Genomic DNA, 18,251 nt, shown 5'->3' with positions numbered 1-18,251 from the left:
AAATGCGCTGTAATATATACGGTGCTTTTTTTTGATTAGTTTTTAGTCAATAACTTTAATGGCTGTTTTTCCGTATAAATTTAGTGAATAAGTAAGTTGATTAACCAAAGGTTTGAACGTTGCCCCTTATAGGTAAAAAAAATATTCATAATGTAGTTAGGGGTATTTTTTACTTATATTAGAATCATTAGAGCCACTACGACTATTATTTTACAATGCACGGGAACATAGAATTTTACCGGGATGTGTTAGCCCTGGCACAGCTTGGCATTTGGGAGCGCGATCTTGTAACCGGCAAAGTTTACTGGAACGATGCAGTTTTTGATATTTACGAAGCCCCGGATTTTGTTCCGGATCTAAGAAATTCACTCAAGTTTTACATGGAGCCGCATAAGTTGGAGCTCATGGTTATAGAAGCCATTAGCACTCACCAACCCCAGGAAGCACAATTGGAAATAGTAACGGCTAATGGGAGTGCCCGATGGGTAAAAACCCGTGTTAATGCTGCATTTGAAAACAATGAATGTGTAAGGTTATATGGAACGCTTGAAGATATAACTGAGCATCATAACCTGCATATACGTTTGGCCGAGCGTGAAGAAAGCTTTCACCAGGCTTTTGATTATGCACCCATAGGCATGGCCATTGTATCAACAAAAGGGGAATGGATACGTGTTAACCAGAGTATATGCAGCTTATTTGGTTATGAGCCCGATGAGTTTATGAATCATACCTTTCAGGAAATTACCTTTCACGAAGATTTGGATGCCGATTTAAGTATGATGAACCAATTGCTTAATGGCGAAATTGGTTCTTATTCGTTAGAAAAAAGGTATTACCATAAAAATGGAAAACTTATTTGGGTACAGTTAAATGTGACTTTGGTAAGAGATAGCCTGGATAGGCCATTATACTTTATTTCTCAACTTAAGGATATTACCGAGCGGCGCAAATACATCGACGCTTTGTTAAAGGAAAGGCAAAGATTAGACAATATCATTAAAAGCACCCGCGTAGGCACCTGGGAGTGGGATATTGAGGCTGATACTGTTTACGCCAACCAGCGAGCCATGGAAATTTTTGGCTTTACATTTCGTGAAAATAGGTTTAGCGCCCATGAGCAATTGGTTAAACCGTGTACATGCTGATGATAAACTGAATTTTGAGAAGGAGTTTGAAGCTTGCTTTGCCCGTAAACATGACCATTACTTTTGTGAATGCCGCATGCAGCACAAAAATGGTTATTGGATATGGGTTGAAATAAGAGGTAGGGTGATTGGCTGGTCGGATAGTAAAAAGGTTTTGCGTATGTTGGGCACCTTTGCCGATATAAACGAACGAAAAACCCAGGAGCAGGAGCGTAGGGAAGTTACAAAGCAACTGCGTTTTCAAAACGAGCGGCTAACCAACTTTGCGCATATTGTTTCACACAATCTGCTGTCGCACTCGGGTAATATGAATATGCTGTTGGATGTTTATACACAAGAAGAAGATGCCGATGAGCAGCGCACGCTGATGAATATGATGAAGATCAATTCAATCAATCTTTATAATACTTTGCGACACCTGAGCGAGGTAGTGGATATTCAAAGCGGGCGCGATAAGCAAGTAAAGCAAATGTATTTGAAGGCAGAGGTTTTGAAGGTGTTTGAAACCCTTTCTGAATCTATTAAGGAAGCTAAAGCTTTTGCTGAAATTAATATACCTAATGAGCTCGAAGTAAACTATCCGCCTGCCTATCTGGATAGTATTTTACTAAACCTGGTATCAAATTGCATAAAATACCGTAGTCCTGAAAGATTGCTTCAGGTTACTATTAATGCCTTTAAGATTGGTGATGACGTGCAACTAATCGTAGCTGATAACGGATTGGGCATTGACCTTAATATTCACCGTGTTAAGCTGTTTGGTATGTATAAGACTTTTCACGGCAATAAAAATGCCCGTGGCATAGGCCTGTTTATGATTAAAAATCAAATAGAAGTAATGGGCGGTACAATTGATGTGGATAGTGAGCCTGGTATTGGTACAACCTTTAGCGTCAAATTCTAAGTATTGTAATTCTTTCTTATGGCGTTAATGCTCCATCTTTATATGGCCGGGGAGCATTTCCCCACCAAACGGGTAAAGTTGGGGAAATATTAACCATCGCATAATACTCGCTGATTGTTGTTTGAGGTTTTGGCACGAGGCAGAATGTGTGTTTTTGATAGCGTAAAGGCTGTTTTTGGTTTATTTGTTGTTTTTGTTTAGTTGATGGTATAACAGTTGCCTATTACTTATCAAACAACAACAAATTAAATTCAACAACTCATTAATACCCCCTGATCGATATGAAAACTAACTTTACCTTCGCCGCCATCATCCTTTTCGCTGCTGCTTTCTTTACCAGCTGCCAAACTCAAAATGTTGCTTCCCGCTTTACTTCTAAATACGCTAAAGCAAACGCAGGTAAAGTATACGCCCAGTCATCAGAAACTGTTGAATTAGGTTATGCCATGTTAGCCTTAACCAACTTTGCTCAAAACGATACCAATATTGTTGATCATACCTCAGCTTACTATGCTGAGGTAATGAATAAGTTTTCTGCTTTAAAAAACTCAAAAGGTGTTCAGCAGTTAAATGCCCAGTTAAGCCGCAACCCATCTTTAGCTAAAAGCTATGTGGAAGGTTTATATGCTTTCCAGATGAATAACGGCCGTTTCGGTTTAAAGTCTGATTACCGCATAGACTTAAACAAAATTGACTTTAAACGTTACGGTGCTTTGTTAGAAAATTTCTACAAAGAAGCTGCTTTCCACAACTTTTACATGCAGCACGAAGGTATGTACAATGAAATGGTTGCTAAAGCTAATAACGAATTTACTTTAACCGCTGCTCAAAAAGCTGTTAATGCGCAAGGTTTTCACATCATTGTATCTCCTTTAGCTAAAGGCACTACCACTATGGCTATCAAAGGCCATGCTTATACCGAAGGTGTGATATTTGCAGGTATCAAAGCCGAAAAAACTCAAAACACTCCTGCCCAGGTTTTAGCCAGCAGAGAATAATTTAAAACTCCCTGAATTCCCCTGATTAACTCAAATAATATCAATGTTAGAGGCCGCCCATAAAGCGGCCTCTTTTGCATGTATTAGTTTTAAAACCATGATGCTGTTTAAATAATAAATAGCGATATTTACCAATGTAAACCAATTAATTAATATTCCCCCTTTTACTGACTGTTGCAAAACAGTATTATACTGATGATTAAACGGAGTAAAACGTATAACATATGTTATTGCCTTTTTGCTGGCATTATACTGGCTTTTACTTCCGTTTATGCTCAACCAAAATATAATTTAAAGCATTACACTACAACCGACGGTCTCTCGCACGATCGTATCTCATGTATTGCAAAAGACCGCGAAGGCTTTATGTGGTTTGGCACATGGGATGGGCTTAACCGTTTCGATGGTTATAACTTTGTATCGTACAAGGGCAGGGCCGGCGATAGCTCAAACCTCGAAAATAATAAGATAAGACTAATAAACGAGGATAAACAGGGATACCTGTGGGTAAAAACATTCGACAATAAAATATATCGTTTTGATAAAAAAACGGAGGGCTTTTTGGCTATACAAGGTAAAGAAGCTCCGCAGTTTATTAAAAACGTGCTGGTTGACCGTATTGTACCCATATCAAACGGTGATGTATGGCTTTTGAGCCAAAAGCAAGGTGCCTTGTGCGCTTACGCGCAAACCAGCGGTCGCGGGGTTCCGGTAATTAAAGCATATACTGATAAAGGCAAGTTCAGAATAGCTAATAATCAAATTAAGTTCTTGCTCGAAGACTATCTGAATAATATATGGATTGGTACCCAAGCCGGAATAAACTGCTTAAGGAAAACCGCATCGGGTGATTACGAAAGCGTTGATTTTAAAAATACCCGGTCTGTATTAAATGCCAGCTATTCGTTCACCTGTATAAAGCAATATGGCAATCTATTGTACATAGGCACGCAGCAGGGTGTCGTATTTGTTTATGATCCGGCCAGGCAATCCGTTAAAACACTGAATATTGTACCCGGTACTACCATCAATGCTTTAGTGGTGGATAAGCAAAAAATCTATCTCACTACAAAAGGTAAAGGATTAGTTGAGTACGATCAATCTGCGCAGCAAGTAAAGCATTATCTTCAGGAATTTGCTTCGCTCAAACGCCTATCTCAGGATAGTCATGGCTTGCTTTGGATCGAGCCATCAAACGGGGTAATTAAGTTTGATCCGGTTAAGCAAACCCATAAATTATTTACTCAAAAAAAGGATGCTGAGGCCCTTACCATTCATACAACCTTCCAGATTTTTGAGGATGCATACGGCGTATTATGGGCGTGTATGGCCGGGGGAGGATTTGGATATTATGATCGTACTGCCGACCAACTCAATTACTTTCATAACGAACCTGGAACACCCGTTCAACAATTTTCAAACGTAATTACGGCCATGTACCCCGACCCAACCGGCGTACTTTGGTTCAGCGGGTATGATAGGGGAATTAATAAGGTTGTTTTGCACCCGGATGTATTTAAACATGAGGTAATTGATAACAGCGCTTCTGCCAAAACGGTGAACGAGGTACGTGCCTTATGCCAGGACCATGCCGGGCGTTTGTGGGTGGGCACCAAGGCTGGGCAAGTAATTCTTTATAAAAACGGGATTAAGTTAGGTAACCCTTTTGTTAACCTGCAACCGCAAGAACTGGGCAAAGTTTACAGCATTTATGAAGCTAAAAATCACACCATATGGCTGGGCACTAAAGGAAATGGTTTAATTGAGGCTACACCGATCCCCGGAGATCCGCAACATTACAAAGCTGTAAAGCACGTTGCCGATGCTGCAAACCCCAACAGTATAAACAGCAACATGGTGTACACCATTATGGAAGACCTGCGCGGCCGCATATGGATTGGCACCTTTGCCGGTGGACTAAACCTGTTGGTACGGCAAGGCAACACAACCATATTTAAAAATCAACACAACTCATTTAAAAACTATGCCTCTGCACGGGCCAATGGCGTAAGGCATTTACAGGAAGATGCTAAAGGCAATATTTGGATGGCCACTACTAATGGCTTGGTAATATTTAACCCTGATGAGGGTATTGATCAATTCAAATTCCACCGTTATACTAAAGTGAGGGGCGATGAAACCTCGTTAGGAGGCAATGATGTACAATATATCCTGCGCGATAAAAGCAATGTAATGTGGCTGGGGATTTTTGGCGGTGGATTACAAAAAGCCATAACCAATTTCGATCTTACTCAAAAGATACACTTTAAGGTGTATACCATGGCAAATGGTTTGCCTAACGATATTATATTGAGCATGGTAAATGATAACCAAAATCGTTTATGGATCGCTACTGAAAATGGCCTCTCAGAATTTAATCCGGCAACTGAAGCATTCAAAAATTACAATACCGATGATGGTTTGCCACCGGCACAATTCTCAGAATCGGCTTTTGTGAAAACGGCTGATGGTAACCTGGTACTGGGCTGTACAAAGGGCTTTGTGAGCTTTAACCCGGTAAGAATAAGCAGCAGAAAACAATATGCCAATATTGCTTTCACTAATTTCCAGGTTTCAAATAAAACTATTACTCCGGGCGGAGCCGATTCCATTTTGCAATACGCGATCGACCAAACTCCTCAAATCACGCTAAAGCATAATCAGAACCTTTTTAATATAGATTACACGGCTCTTAATTACAAAATAGGGCATAAAGTATGGTATGCGTACAAATTAGAAGGTTTTGATAAACAATGGAACCACGTTAAAAACACCAGGCAGGCAACCTATACCAACGTGCCACCAGGTACTTACACATTTACCGTGCGTACCACCAGTAATTACTTGTTTAAAAACAATCCGTCAAAAAGCATTACAATAACCATACTTCCGCCTTGGTGGAAAACTTGGTGGGCATATCTTATTTACGTAATTCTTGTAATTGCAGCTTTAGAGGTTGCGCGCCGGATAATTTTTACCATGATCAGGCTGAAACATCGTGTTGCTGTTGAACGCAAGATTGCCGAAATGAAGGTAGATTTCTTTACCAATATATCGCATGAGTTACGTACGCCTTTAACACTCATTGTAAATCCGCTTAAACAAATTTCGCAAAATGAAGAACTATCGGTTAAAGGCCGCGAACACATCAACCTCGCCAATAAAAATGCCGACCGTATGGTTAGGTTCATCAATCAGTTGCTCGATTTCAGGAAGCTGCAAAGCGGTAAAACCCGTTTGAAGATTGCTGAAACCGATATCATTGCATTAGTAAAAAACACAACCAGTTATTTCACCGAGGTTGCCATTGAAAATCATATCAACTTTAGCTTTAAGGCAAACGTGGAATCTATTTACGCCTCGGTTGATGAGGAAAAGATCGATATAGTGATATACAATCTGTTAGCAAACGCTTTTAAATATACTTCCGCTAATAAAAGTATTATGGTTTCGGTTTGTGCCCGCGATAGTGATATTGAAATAAAAGTTATTGATGAGGGTATTGGAGTGCCCGAGGATAAACTAAAGGAAATATTTGAGCTTTATTACACTTCTTCAAATAAAAAAGTCACCAAAGGTACCGGTATAGGGCTTGCGTTTTCAAAAGAGTTGATTGATGCTCATCATGGTGATATAACTGCTGCAAATAATGCAATCGGCGGAATGACGTTTACCGTTCAGTTAAAAGCGGGCAAAAATCATTACCTGAACGATGAGGTTGATTTTGTAGCGCCATTGCAAACAGAAGTAGCCAGAGTTGAGCAGGTTAATGAGATAGAGAATATAAGGCCTGAATTGACGGTTATTGACTATAACGCCGAAAAACCATTGGTGCTAATTGTTGAAGACAACAGCGAACTGCGTAAGTTTTTGGGCGAACAATTAAGCGTTTATTACAGGGTAGAAATGGCTGCCGATGGTGCCATAGGCGTGCAAAAAGCTATAGAGCTTGTACCCGAGCTTATTATTAGCGATGTAATGATGCCTAATATGGATGGTATTGCCATGCTCGACGCTTTAAAACAGCATATGAACACCAGCCATATCCCAGTTGTGTTGCTTACGGCAAAGTCGTCGGTTGAAAATCAGATGGAAGGTATGCGTTACGGGGCCGATTTTTATGTTACCAAGCCGTTTAATACCGAGTATGTACTGGTGTTGGTAGAGAGCCTGATTAAACAGCGCAAGCAGTTATTTAATAATCTATTGGGTAGCAAAAACCTGGTACAGCTATCGCCCGGCGAAATACTTATTACCTCAAAAGACGAGCAACTGCTTAAACAGGTTATGGAAACGGTTGAAACCGGCATGACCGATCCTGATTTTAATATAGACGATGTAGCCAGTGGCATAGGCTTAGGTCGAACCACATTCTATAAAAAACTAAAAAGCCTTACCGGTTTAGCCCCGGTTGAGTTTGTAAAAGAAATGCGCCTTAAACGAGGCAAACAACTCATCGATTCGGGCGAGTATAATATCTCCGAAATATCGTACATGGTAGGCTTTAGCAGTTCGGGTTATTTCAGCACCTGTTTTAAAGAAAAGTATGGACAATCGCCCTCTCAATATTTGAAATCTTTAAAAGAAATTCATTCCTGATATTATTGTATACGCAAGTCGTATTTTTTGTTGAAATCGATTTTTTAGCGCTTAAAGCATGTTTTTAACAATTTTTAAAAACATTTCGTCAATTTTTAAAACCTCCAAAAGCTCTTCCCACACTATGTTTGCTGTACAATTATAAACAGCAAATATTTCCGGTATTTAAAAAAAGATTGTTCTTAATAAGCATAGCCAACCACTATGCAAACTACAATATCCGGAGCTAAATGTTAACCAATTTTAAAAGTAATAAACCTAAAAGCTGCATGCCTACATAGCATACAGTGTAATACTTTGTGCATTTATATGAGGAGAATTTTACAAAGTGCTTTTTTGTTTTTATTGGGCCTGTTGTTAATAACAGGATGCGCCAAAAAGGAATTTAACGAGCGTTACGAGCGTCCCGATAACCTGGCCGACCCTATTTACCAGCAACTGGAACAGCGTGGTAACTTTAAAAGCTTACTAACCTGTATTGAGAAGGCAGGCTATAAAGACATTTTAGGCAAGGCTGGTTTTTGGACCATGTTTGCGCCTAACGATGCTGCTTTTGCCGCCTATTTTAAAGAAAAGGGAATTAACAGCGCCGCCGATATTGATGCAGCAACTGCTCAAAAAATTGTTAAATATTGCCTGGTATTCAATGCCTTTAAGACCGATCGTTTGCCCGACTATCAATCACTTACCGGTTGGGTGCCTAATATGGCTTTTAAACGTCGCACGGCTTATTATGACGGGGCACAGGTTGTTAATTACAATGGTAAAGATATTACGTATGTAAATTCAAATCGTAACAATAGGGGAGGAACCACTTACTTTACCGTAAGTGATAATAATAACAAGTATATACCTTATATACTCGACAGATTTTTGACCCCAAAAAATCTTACCCCGGCAGATTACAATTACTTCAATACCGCAAACCCTTACACAGGATTTAATGTGGCCGATGCGCAGGTAGTAAACAGCAACATCATTGCCGAAAATGGTGTAATACACGAGGTTAACCGCGTATTGCTTCCATTGCCAAGCATCGACCAATATATGGGTACTAATAACCAGTACAGTGTTTTTAAATCGCTGTTTGATAAGTATATGGTATCGTACATATTAAGTCCGGAGGCTACCGCCAAAAATTTAGAAAATACCGGCGTGCAAAAGGACATTTATGTAAAACTGTATGATGCCGGTTTGGCTTACTCGCCTAATAACGAAAACTATCAGAAACTGGACGATAACGACGGGCAAGCCGAAGGTTACTCCATGTTTGCACCTACTAACACGGCCCTGAATGATTACATCAATAATGTGCTGTTAGAATATTATCCATCGCTTGATGCGCTGCCTAAGGAAATTATGTACGATTTCCTGAATGCACATATGTTTTTAACCACCGTTTGGCCAAGCAAATTTGCCACCACCATTAACGGACAGGGGCAGGGAGCCTTATTTAATCCGGCTTCTGATGTGGTTGATAAGAAATTACTAAGCAACGGTGTATTTTATGGTACCAATAAGGTACAAAATGCCAACGTATTCAGTACTGTGTTTGGCCGTGCTTATTTAAATCCTAATTACTCATTAATGACCCGGGCTTTAACTGCAAACCTTAAAGCCAATATTATTAATACCAGTTTAAAGTATACGTTGTTTTTAACTTCGGATGCTACCATGCGGGCATTAGGATTTAACTATGACTTAGATGCCAATACCTGGCGCTATACCCCACCGGGTGGAGGTACCGCGCTATCAGGTTCATCGGCTTTAGATAAACTTAATCGTATTATCAACACCCAGGTTGTACGTGCCGATGTTACAAGTCTTCAAGGTAGCGGCATATTAGAAACTTACGACGGCGAATACATTCGTTACAGCAACAACACTGTATACTCGGCCGGTACCCGCGATGCCAACTTAACCATCAATGCAACCAGTTCTCGCACTACTCAAAACGGTACGGTATATTATATTGATGGTTTACTGTCAGAGCCAAGCCTGTCGGTAGGTAAACACCTGGAGGCACTATCGGCACAGGCCAATTCACCTTACAAAAAGTTTGTTGACTATGTAAAGGCATCTACCATTTACAACACCTCAAACGGTGAAATCTTGGGTGTAACTGCTGGTTCATTTTACACAGTATTGGCACCTACTAATACTGCTATTGATGCGGCTATAGCCCAAGGCTACCTGCCTGCTACAACCGCCCCAACCGACCAAATCGGTCGCGATAAGGTGGCTAACTTCATCAGGTACCACATCATACAAAAAGCAACCGTAGTACCCGACGGAAAAAAAGCCGGTGGATTTTTAACACTGCTGCAAACTGCCAACGGCACTACAACCGCCGTAAATGTGACTAATACGGGAGTTAACAACATGCAGGTGCGTGATATGCTTGGCAATACAGTAAATGTGGTAGCGGCAAGCAGCAACAACCTGTCAAACCGTACGGTAATACACCTGCTTGACAACTTCCTGAAGTTTAATGCCAATTAGTATTAAAGCATAACATACCCAAACCAAACACACAAAAGGTAATGTTGCCGGGCTAACCACCCGGCAACTTATAAACCGAATAAAAACCTGATTAATGAAAAAAATATATACCCATCTTTTTTTCTGCTGTTTAACACTTGTACTTGCCGGGCTGTCTATGTTTGTGCAGGCGCAAACCACTACTGCACCAGTTGCCACCATTCGCGGTAAAATAACCGATAGAAAGGATAAAGCCCCGTTGGTGGGTGTTACCGTTGTGGAGATCGATAAAGAGAAACGTATTGTTGGCGGTGTATCAACCGATATTGATGGTAATTACGCGCTCCGCATTAAAAATCGTCAAAATAAAATTTCCGTATCGCTAATTGGCTACAAAACCGTGGTTGTGGATATTAACGACCGTGCCACCATTAATGCAACTATGGAGCAAAGCTCCAATACCCTTACCGATGTGATGGTTACTGCCAATAAAACATCAAGTAACGGCTTGTTGCAAATTGATGCCCGTAATTCAACTACGGCTGTTGCAAAAATCAGCGCTAAAGATATTGAAGAACTTTCAGCCTCATCAATTGACCAGGCTATACAAGGTCGCTTGCCCGGTGTTGATATTGCAGCCAATTCTGGCGACCCTGGTGCCGGTATGCAAATACGTATTCGCGGTACATCAACCATCAATGGTTCAACTAACCCGCTTATTGTGTTAGATGGTATGCCTTATGAAACCAATATTCCAACCGATTTTAACTTTGGTACAGCCGATGAACAGGGTTATGCCTCGCTATTGAATATTGCCCCGGCCGATATTCAGGATATATCGGTACTTAAAGATGCTGCTGCAACGGCAGTTTGGGGTTCAAGGGCAGCCAATGGGGTATTAATTATTAATACCAAGCGTGGTCGTTTAGGTTCGCCGCAGGTTACTTATACCATGCGTGCCACTGCCTCAAGGCAACCTAATGCAATACCTATGCTTACTGGCGACCAGTACTCACAACTCATTCCCGAAGAGGTGATGAACCGTACCGGTACTCCGTTAAATACACAAACAGTAAAAGAGTTTTTGTATGACCCCAGTGACCGTTATTACTTCAACAATTACAGCAATAACACCGATTGGATCGGTGCCATTACCCGCACAGGCATAATGCACGACCATAACCTCTCCTTATCGGGCGGTGGTGAAAAAGCTCGTTACTTTTCATCTTTGAGTTACCTTAACCAGCGGGGTACTACTTTGGGTACGGCTTTAAGCAGGGTAACAACTCGTATAAACCTCGATTACAACGTGTCGGATCGTATCAAGTTCCGTACCGACGTATCATACACGCACTCCAATACCGATAAGGTATATAACGATGACGCCCGAAGCATAGCATACCAAAAAATGCCCAACATGAGCATTTACGAAATAAACAGCTTTGGTAACAATACCGGTGTTTATCTGTCGCCGGTGCAAAATATTCAGGGCGCATACCCGGGTACTTTTAACCCGGTAGCCATGCTTAACTCAGGCATTAACAATGTAATTGGCGAGCGTATTGTACCGCACTTTACATTACAGTATGATATTGTTCCAAGCTTGTTCCGTGCAACTGCCGATGTGCAGTTTGATATTAACAACACTAAAAACCGCACCTTTTTACCTCAAATTGCAACAGGCTTACCGGTAAGCAACCAAAACGTTAACCGGGCATTTGATGGCGATGTAGACCAGTTTAGCATTCAAACCAAAACCAATTTTATTTATACCCCCAAGCTTAACGAAAAGCATAGTTTAATGGGGCTGGTATCATTTATAACTAATGATAGCAAGGCCACGGTTTTACAAAGCGAGTCATCAAACTCAGGCTCGGTGCTACTTCAAGATCCATCAATTAATAGTCGTATTTTAAACCTCAGGTCATCATTTGGGCAAACCCGTAGTGTTGCTGCGGTATTCAATGCCCAGTACGGTTTGTTAGACAGGTACATCGTAAACTTTGCTTTACGTGCCGATGGTAACTCTAAATTTGGCCCGGCTCACCGCTGGGGATTATTCCCGTCGGTTTCTTCGCGCTGGCGTGTATCGGGTGAGCCATTCATGAAAAAAGTAACATTTTTTGATGATTTGAGCTTACGTGCCAGCTATGGTAAAAGCGGTAACGAACCTAAAAACAACTATACTTTTTACAATATCTACGGTAACTACACTTACGATTACTTAGGCTCATCGGCAGTTTATTCACAAAATATGGAGCTGCGCAACCTTAAATGGGAGACCGTTACCGGGCAAGACCTTGGTTTGACTTTATCCATGTTTAAAAGCCGCATTAATGTTGACGTAGATATATACCGCAACCGTACAACCGACTTATTTTTCAATGATCTGCAATTGCCGGGTATCTCGGGCTTCAGCAAAATAAGTATGAATGTGGGTACCATGGATAACCAGGGTTGGGAGATAAACTTAAACGCAGTAGCGGTTAAAACCAAAAAGTTGATGGTGGAAATGAATTTCAACATTGCCAATAACACCAATATTATTCGCGAGATATCTCCTTACTATCCAAGTACCAAAGGTGATATTACCACCAACGGTAGTTACCGCACTATTTTACAGGTAAACAACCCGTTTGGTTCGTTTTATGGCTTCCGCTTTAAGGGAGTGTACAAAGACCAGGCGGCTACAGTAGCCACCAATGCCAACGGGCAACCTATTGTTGGGTTGGATGGTGTGCCACTGCAAATGCGCTTTAACTACCCGGCAACCAATTATTTGTTTAAACCCGGCGATGCAGCTTATGAAGACATAAATCACGATGGTAATATTGATTACAAAGACGTGGTTTACCTGGGCAATGGCAATCCAAAATTCACAGGCGGTTTTGGGCCAACCATCACTTTCAATGGTAATCTTAAAATTAATACCTTCTTCACCTTCAGGTATGGCTACCAGCTGGTTAACGGCACCCGCATGCAAACCAGCAATATGTATGGCTTTAATAACCAAAGTACCGAGGTGTTAAAAAGATGGCGTAACGAGGGTGACGTAACCGATGTACCGCGTGCGGTATGGAATGATGGCTTTAACTGGTTAGGGTCTGACCGTTATGTAGAAAACGGTTCTTTCATCCGTTTGCGTTCGGTTACCGCCCGGTACAATTTAACTAAACGCCTGTTGAGCCGCGTAGGCATCCGTAGCGCAAGCGTATACGTAACCGCCGAAAACCTGTTAACCTTTACCAAATATACCGGGCAAGACCCCGAGGTTTCGGTGAGGGGTAGCGATCCGTTCCGCGTGGCGACTGATAACTCGATGACGCCACCAACGCGCAACCTGGTGTTGGGTATGGTAGTAGGTTTTTAATAATTAAGTGAATTACAGAATAGTATTTATATGAATATAAAAGTAAAATTCTCGGTTGTACTGCTGCTGGTTACACTTTGTTCAACATCGTGTAACAAGTACCTGTCGCTTGAGCCGCAGGATGGTATTATAAGGCAGAATTTCTGGAAAACAAAAGAACAGTTAAAAGCCGCCGTAAACGGTTGCTATGCCGGTATGCTGGCCGATCCGTTGGTGGAAAACTTGTTTTTGTGGGGCGAATTGCGGGGAGATATGCTAACCGCGGGAACATTTGTACGAAATGCAGAGCTCAATGTAATTAACGTAAACATCGCCTCAACCAACACCATCGCCGATTGGTCTATCATCTATAAAGCGATAAACAATTGCAATACTGTGCTTGATTTTGGTCCGGATGTATTAAAGTACGACAATACACTTACCCAATCAGTTTTAAATGGTTATCTGGGCGAAGCCCTGGCACTACGCGGGTTACTGTACTTTTACCTGGCCCGCAGCTTTGGTGATGTTCCTTTAAAACTTACCTCAACCAGTAGTGATGATGAAAACCTGGAAATACCCAAAAGCACCCAGCAACAGGTGTTTGACCAGATAATTAAAGATCTTAAACAGGCCGAGCAGTACACCTTTACTACCTACGGTAACCGTAACGATGATAAAGGACGTATAACCCGCTACACTGTTAATGCCATTTTAGCCGATGTTTACTTATGGCTTGACAAGTATGATGATTGTATAAAAGCCTGCGATTACATTATCAATTCAAATCAATTTGTTTTAGTTCCGGGCGATAGCAACTGGTTCGGCACACTATACTATCAAGGCAATTCTAACGAGAGCTTGTTTGAGCTTCAATTCAATCAGAATAAGCAAAATCCGTTTTATGACATGCTCATTGGTACCAAAAGGTTCAGGGCCGCTTTAAGGGTTACAGCCGAAGTATTTACCCAGGATTTCTTTGATATAACAAACTTTGACATACGTGGTAATGATGCCTCTTTGAAATTTAATGATGGTACCATATATAAATATCAAGGCATAAATGCTACCTCATCGCGTCCTCAGGGAGCCTCAATTGCACACTGGTTCGTGTATCGCTATCCTGAAGTATTGTTAATGAAAGCCGAAGCTCAAAATCAGCAAGGTAACGGTCAGGCGGCCTTAAATGTAATAGAAACCCTTCGTACACGCGCCAATGCATTACCAGGCTCGGCCATGGTGGTTGATCCTACCGATAAAAATGGTGTTACCGATTACTTATTAGCTGAGCGTGCCCGCGAATTTGCCTTTGAAGGTAAACGTTGGTATGACCTGTTACGCAACGCCCGTCGTAACAACTACGAACGGCTTGACCTGATACTCGATGTGGTGCCAACCACCACCGCCGATGAGTATCAGCAAGCAGCTATTGTAAAATTGCGCGATAAACGCAGCCATTACTTCCCCATATTCTTATATGAGCTGCAAACAAATAAAGCATTGGTTCAAAATCCATTTTATCAATAAGTACCATTTAAATAAGTGTTTATGAAAATCTTAAACTCAAACAAATGGCTTGCATCAATAACCTGTATCATGGTATTGATCATAGTTTTAAGTGGCTGTAAACGCGAGGAGTTTACCGAAACCACTACCGGCGATGTGAATATTACGGAGTATTTACAAAAAGATGCCGGTCAGTTCTCTACCTTATCAAAGGTGCTGCAAATTACAGGCAGCGATAACTCATTAGGGGGGTACGGAACCTATACCTTATTTGCCCCAACCAACGATGCGTTTGCAAAGTATCTTACCGAAGTTGGCAAAACTTCAATTGATCAAATTGGAGTGGAGGAACTGAAGGATCTGGTTCGTTTCCATTTGGTGCGCGACACCATTACTACCGATAAATTTACCGATGGTAAACTGCGTACAAACACCATGTACGGGCAATCAATACTTACCGGTGCACAAAATATTAACGGTGTAACTACGCTTACCATTAACCGGCAGGCTACCTTGTTAAAAGGTAATATCCGCACAGGTAACGGTATTATACATGTTATCGACAGGGTTTTAAAACCATCAAAACTAACCCTGGCACAGGCTATCGAGCAAAATCCTAACTATAGTGTATTCACTCAAGCACTTAAAGAAACAGGTTTTTATGATAGCTTAAACGTGTTGCCAATTAATGCTCCCGATACCAATAAGCGTTTCCAAACCGTACTGGCAGAATCGAATGCGGTGCTGGCTTCTGCCGGATTTAGCTCTTATGCGGCTTTAAAAGCAAAGTATTCAAAAACAGGCAATCCTAAATTGATTAACGATAGTTTGCACCTGTTTATGGCCTATCATATTTTGCCGGGTCTTAAATATTTACCTGATGTTTTCAATGCATCATCGCACGTTACTTTAGCTCCGCTTGATGTAATTACCACCAAATTGGTTAATCAGCAAATTTTGGTTAACGATGATACTTTTGATGGCAAGTATGAGCCCGGCGCACAAATAAACCGTGCAGGTAGCGATATTACTACAGCAAACGGTGTATTACATGATATGGCAGCTCATTATGCTATTAAAGTACGCTTCCCTATACCTGTTTATTGGGAAGTTACCGAGCAGCCTGAATTTAAACGCCTAACCGGTATATACCGTGTAACTAACAAAAACAGCCCAAGCTATTCAACCGGCGATTTACAGGATATTAAATGGCAAACAGGTTCGGTAAGCTACCGTGTAGCTCCTGAAGCCCGCCAGTTTTATGTTTACAATAACGATTATCTGTTTATTGCGGCCCTGCGTACCGCGGCAACAGCCAACAGTTGGATAGAATTTAAAACGCCATTACTGGTTAAAGGCCGCTACAAGGTGTGGGTATGCTTCATCCGTCGTGGTGGTGGTAAAGGTGTTTCGGTTATGTTTAATGGCGAGCCGCTATCTCGCGTGTTGAACCTTACCGAGAGTTTACCTGCCCAGGTGCTGGTTGGTAACCGCTGGACCTATCCTGCCGGTACAACGCCTGAATCATTGGAAGCTTTAGGTAAAAAGATGGTTTTTGGTGGTCCGAGTGTGCCTTTTTATAATAACCCGGCGCAAACCATCGAATACTATCGCGATAGCTATGGATTATTGGCAGGTAGCATTGATGTGCAGAAAACCGACAGGCACACGCTCAGGCTGCAAGCCGTGGCCGATGCCTCTGGCGATATACAGATAGACATGATACATTTTATCCCTGAAAACATGGACCAGTTGTATCCTAAATTTAACCCTGATGGGTCTGTAATACAAAAACCACAATAAACCCCTGAAAACCCATCATGACTATTAAATATAACCGAATTATAATGTTTGTTGGCATAGTTGCAGCTCTGCTGGGTTGCAACAAATATGCCGACGAAACCGATGTGAAAGATGCTGCCTTAAAGCAAACGCTTGCGCAGCTAATTAAAGAAACGCCAACACTGAGCCGTTTTAACGAATTGCTTATAAAAACCGGCTACGATAAGGTGCTCGAAGGCTCAAAAATGTATACCGTTTGGGCGCCTGATAATCAAACCCTGCAAACGCTTGACGCAGCCGTTGTTAATGATGCCGATCGTTTGAAACAGTTTGTAGGTAATCACATAGTTAACCTTAATTATTATACCAATACACCCAATCCAACCTTACGCATCAAAACGCTTAATGGTAAATACATTAAGTTTACTGCAACCCAGTTTGAAGATGCCGGCCTTACATCTGCCAATAAATATGTAAGCAATGGTGTACTGCATACCATCAATAAAGTAGTAATGCCTAAGCAAAATGTTTGGGAATACGTGAGCAGCACTACTTATAAAGAGAAAACTTACATTAACAGTTTGGATTACCAGGCTATCGACTCATCTAAAGCCACCCAAATTGGTTTAGATCCGGTTACCGGCAAACCCATCTATCAACCCGGAACAGGCCTGGTTACCAAAAACTACCTGTACGACAGGGTAGGAGATTTGCGCAACGAAGACCAGGAGTATACTTTCATCCTGTTAACTGATGCCGCTGTTGATGCCGAACGCACCAAGATACGCCCATATGTGCAGGGAGCCAATACTGATGAAACCGACCGGTTGAGTTCACTTCATGTTATTAAAGACCTGGTTATCAAAGGCTCATATGCCCAGGCCGATCTGCCTGCCACGCTGGTATCTGCAGATGGTGTTACCGTGCCTATCGATAAAACTGCCATCATCGAATCGCGCGCCACCAGCAATGGTATGGTGTATGTAATGAGTGCTGCCAATGTAAAACTCATCGATAAAATTCGCCCTATAAAACGTGAGGGAGAACAGCCCAGTGGCTTTAGCCGCACCGATAAAAGCGGCAACATTGCCTATCGTTTAAGGCTTAATCCCAACACCAATCAGCAGTTTAACGACATTTATATTTTTAACCACAAAATACCACTGTTTAATGTAAGGTACAACCTACCAGAGCTTTACACTGTGCCATATAAAGTTTACTGGGTGGCACCTAATGATGTGCAAACGCTAACCTTTAAACAACGCTTTGCCGTTAACGACCCACAGTCGACCTCTTTTGCCGAAACCGATGTTCCGCTTAAAAACTATAACCAGGTTTTTGTGGGCGACTACACCCCGGCCAAGTTTGGCGGCATAACGGCCTATGTGGTTGCGGCCAACAATGGTGTAGATGGTACCAACTCTATCAACATCGACTACTTTGTGCTGGTACCGCAACTACCCTGATTTTTTAAACCTGATGAA

At 41.6% G+C, this 18,251-nt stretch carries 9 protein-coding genes; all 9 read left to right on the top strand.

Annotated elements, in window-relative coordinates; translation table 11 throughout:
• Window positions 1-215: 215 nt before the first annotated feature.
• The 9 genes from QE417_RS05985 to QE417_RS05945 all read left to right on the top strand — a co-directional run bounded on the left by QE417_RS05985 (window position 216) and on the right by QE417_RS05945 (window position 18,233).
• The gene (locus QE417_RS05985) at window positions 216-1,148 is read left to right on the top strand and encodes a PAS domain S-box protein (protein WP_311948316.1); all 933 of its coding nucleotides are present in this window, start codon (window positions 216-218) and stop codon (window positions 1,146-1,148) included.
• Window positions 1,117-2,052, top strand: coding sequence for a sensor histidine kinase (locus QE417_RS05980; protein WP_311948314.1), 936 nt, complete (start codon window positions 1,117-1,119; stop codon window positions 2,050-2,052). Before QE417_RS05985 ends, QE417_RS05980 begins: the two co-directional genes overlap by 32 nt.
• A gap of 281 nt (window positions 2,053-2,333) precedes the next feature.
• Window positions 2,334-3,050, top strand: coding sequence for a DUF4932 domain-containing protein (locus QE417_RS05975; protein WP_311948312.1), 717 nt, complete (start codon window positions 2,334-2,336; stop codon window positions 3,048-3,050).
• Between the two features lie 195 nt (window positions 3,051-3,245).
• Entirely contained in the window at window positions 3,246-7,649 is a 4,404-nt protein-coding gene (locus QE417_RS05970; protein ID WP_311948310.1) for a two-component regulator propeller domain-containing protein, read from the top strand.
• A gap of 309 nt (window positions 7,650-7,958) precedes the next feature.
• On the top strand, window positions 7,959-10,151 hold the full coding sequence (locus QE417_RS05965; protein ID WP_311948308.1) for a fasciclin domain-containing protein: 2,193 nt from the start codon (window positions 7,959-7,961) through the stop codon (window positions 10,149-10,151).
• A 94-nt stretch (window positions 10,152-10,245) separates the two neighbouring features.
• Window positions 10,246-13,500, top strand: a complete 3,255-nt coding sequence (locus QE417_RS05960) for a SusC/RagA family TonB-linked outer membrane protein (protein WP_311948306.1) — start codon at window positions 10,246-10,248, stop codon at window positions 13,498-13,500.
• A 30-nt stretch (window positions 13,501-13,530) separates the two neighbouring features.
• Window positions 13,531-15,006, top strand: coding sequence for a RagB/SusD family nutrient uptake outer membrane protein (locus QE417_RS05955; protein ID WP_311948305.1), 1,476 nt, complete (start codon window positions 13,531-13,533; stop codon window positions 15,004-15,006).
• 21 nt (window positions 15,007-15,027) lie between these two features.
• Window positions 15,028-16,788, top strand: a complete 1,761-nt coding sequence (locus QE417_RS05950; RefSeq protein ID WP_311948302.1) for a fasciclin domain-containing protein — start codon at window positions 15,028-15,030, stop codon at window positions 16,786-16,788.
• A 17-nt stretch (window positions 16,789-16,805) separates the two neighbouring features.
• Window positions 16,806-18,233 (top strand): fasciclin domain-containing protein, encoded by a 1,428-nt coding sequence (locus tag QE417_RS05945; RefSeq protein ID WP_311948299.1) that lies wholly within the window; start codon window positions 16,806-16,808, stop codon window positions 18,231-18,233.
• Window positions 18,234-18,251: the final 18 nt, after the last annotated feature.

This window comes from Mucilaginibacter terrae (assembly GCF_031951985.1).
In the GTDB taxonomy this organism is placed as follows: Bacteria; Bacteroidota; Bacteroidia; order Sphingobacteriales; family Sphingobacteriaceae; genus Mucilaginibacter; species Mucilaginibacter terrae_A.
Note: the sequence above shows the minus strand (reverse complement) of the source record. Positions and strands in the feature narration are given on the sequence as shown.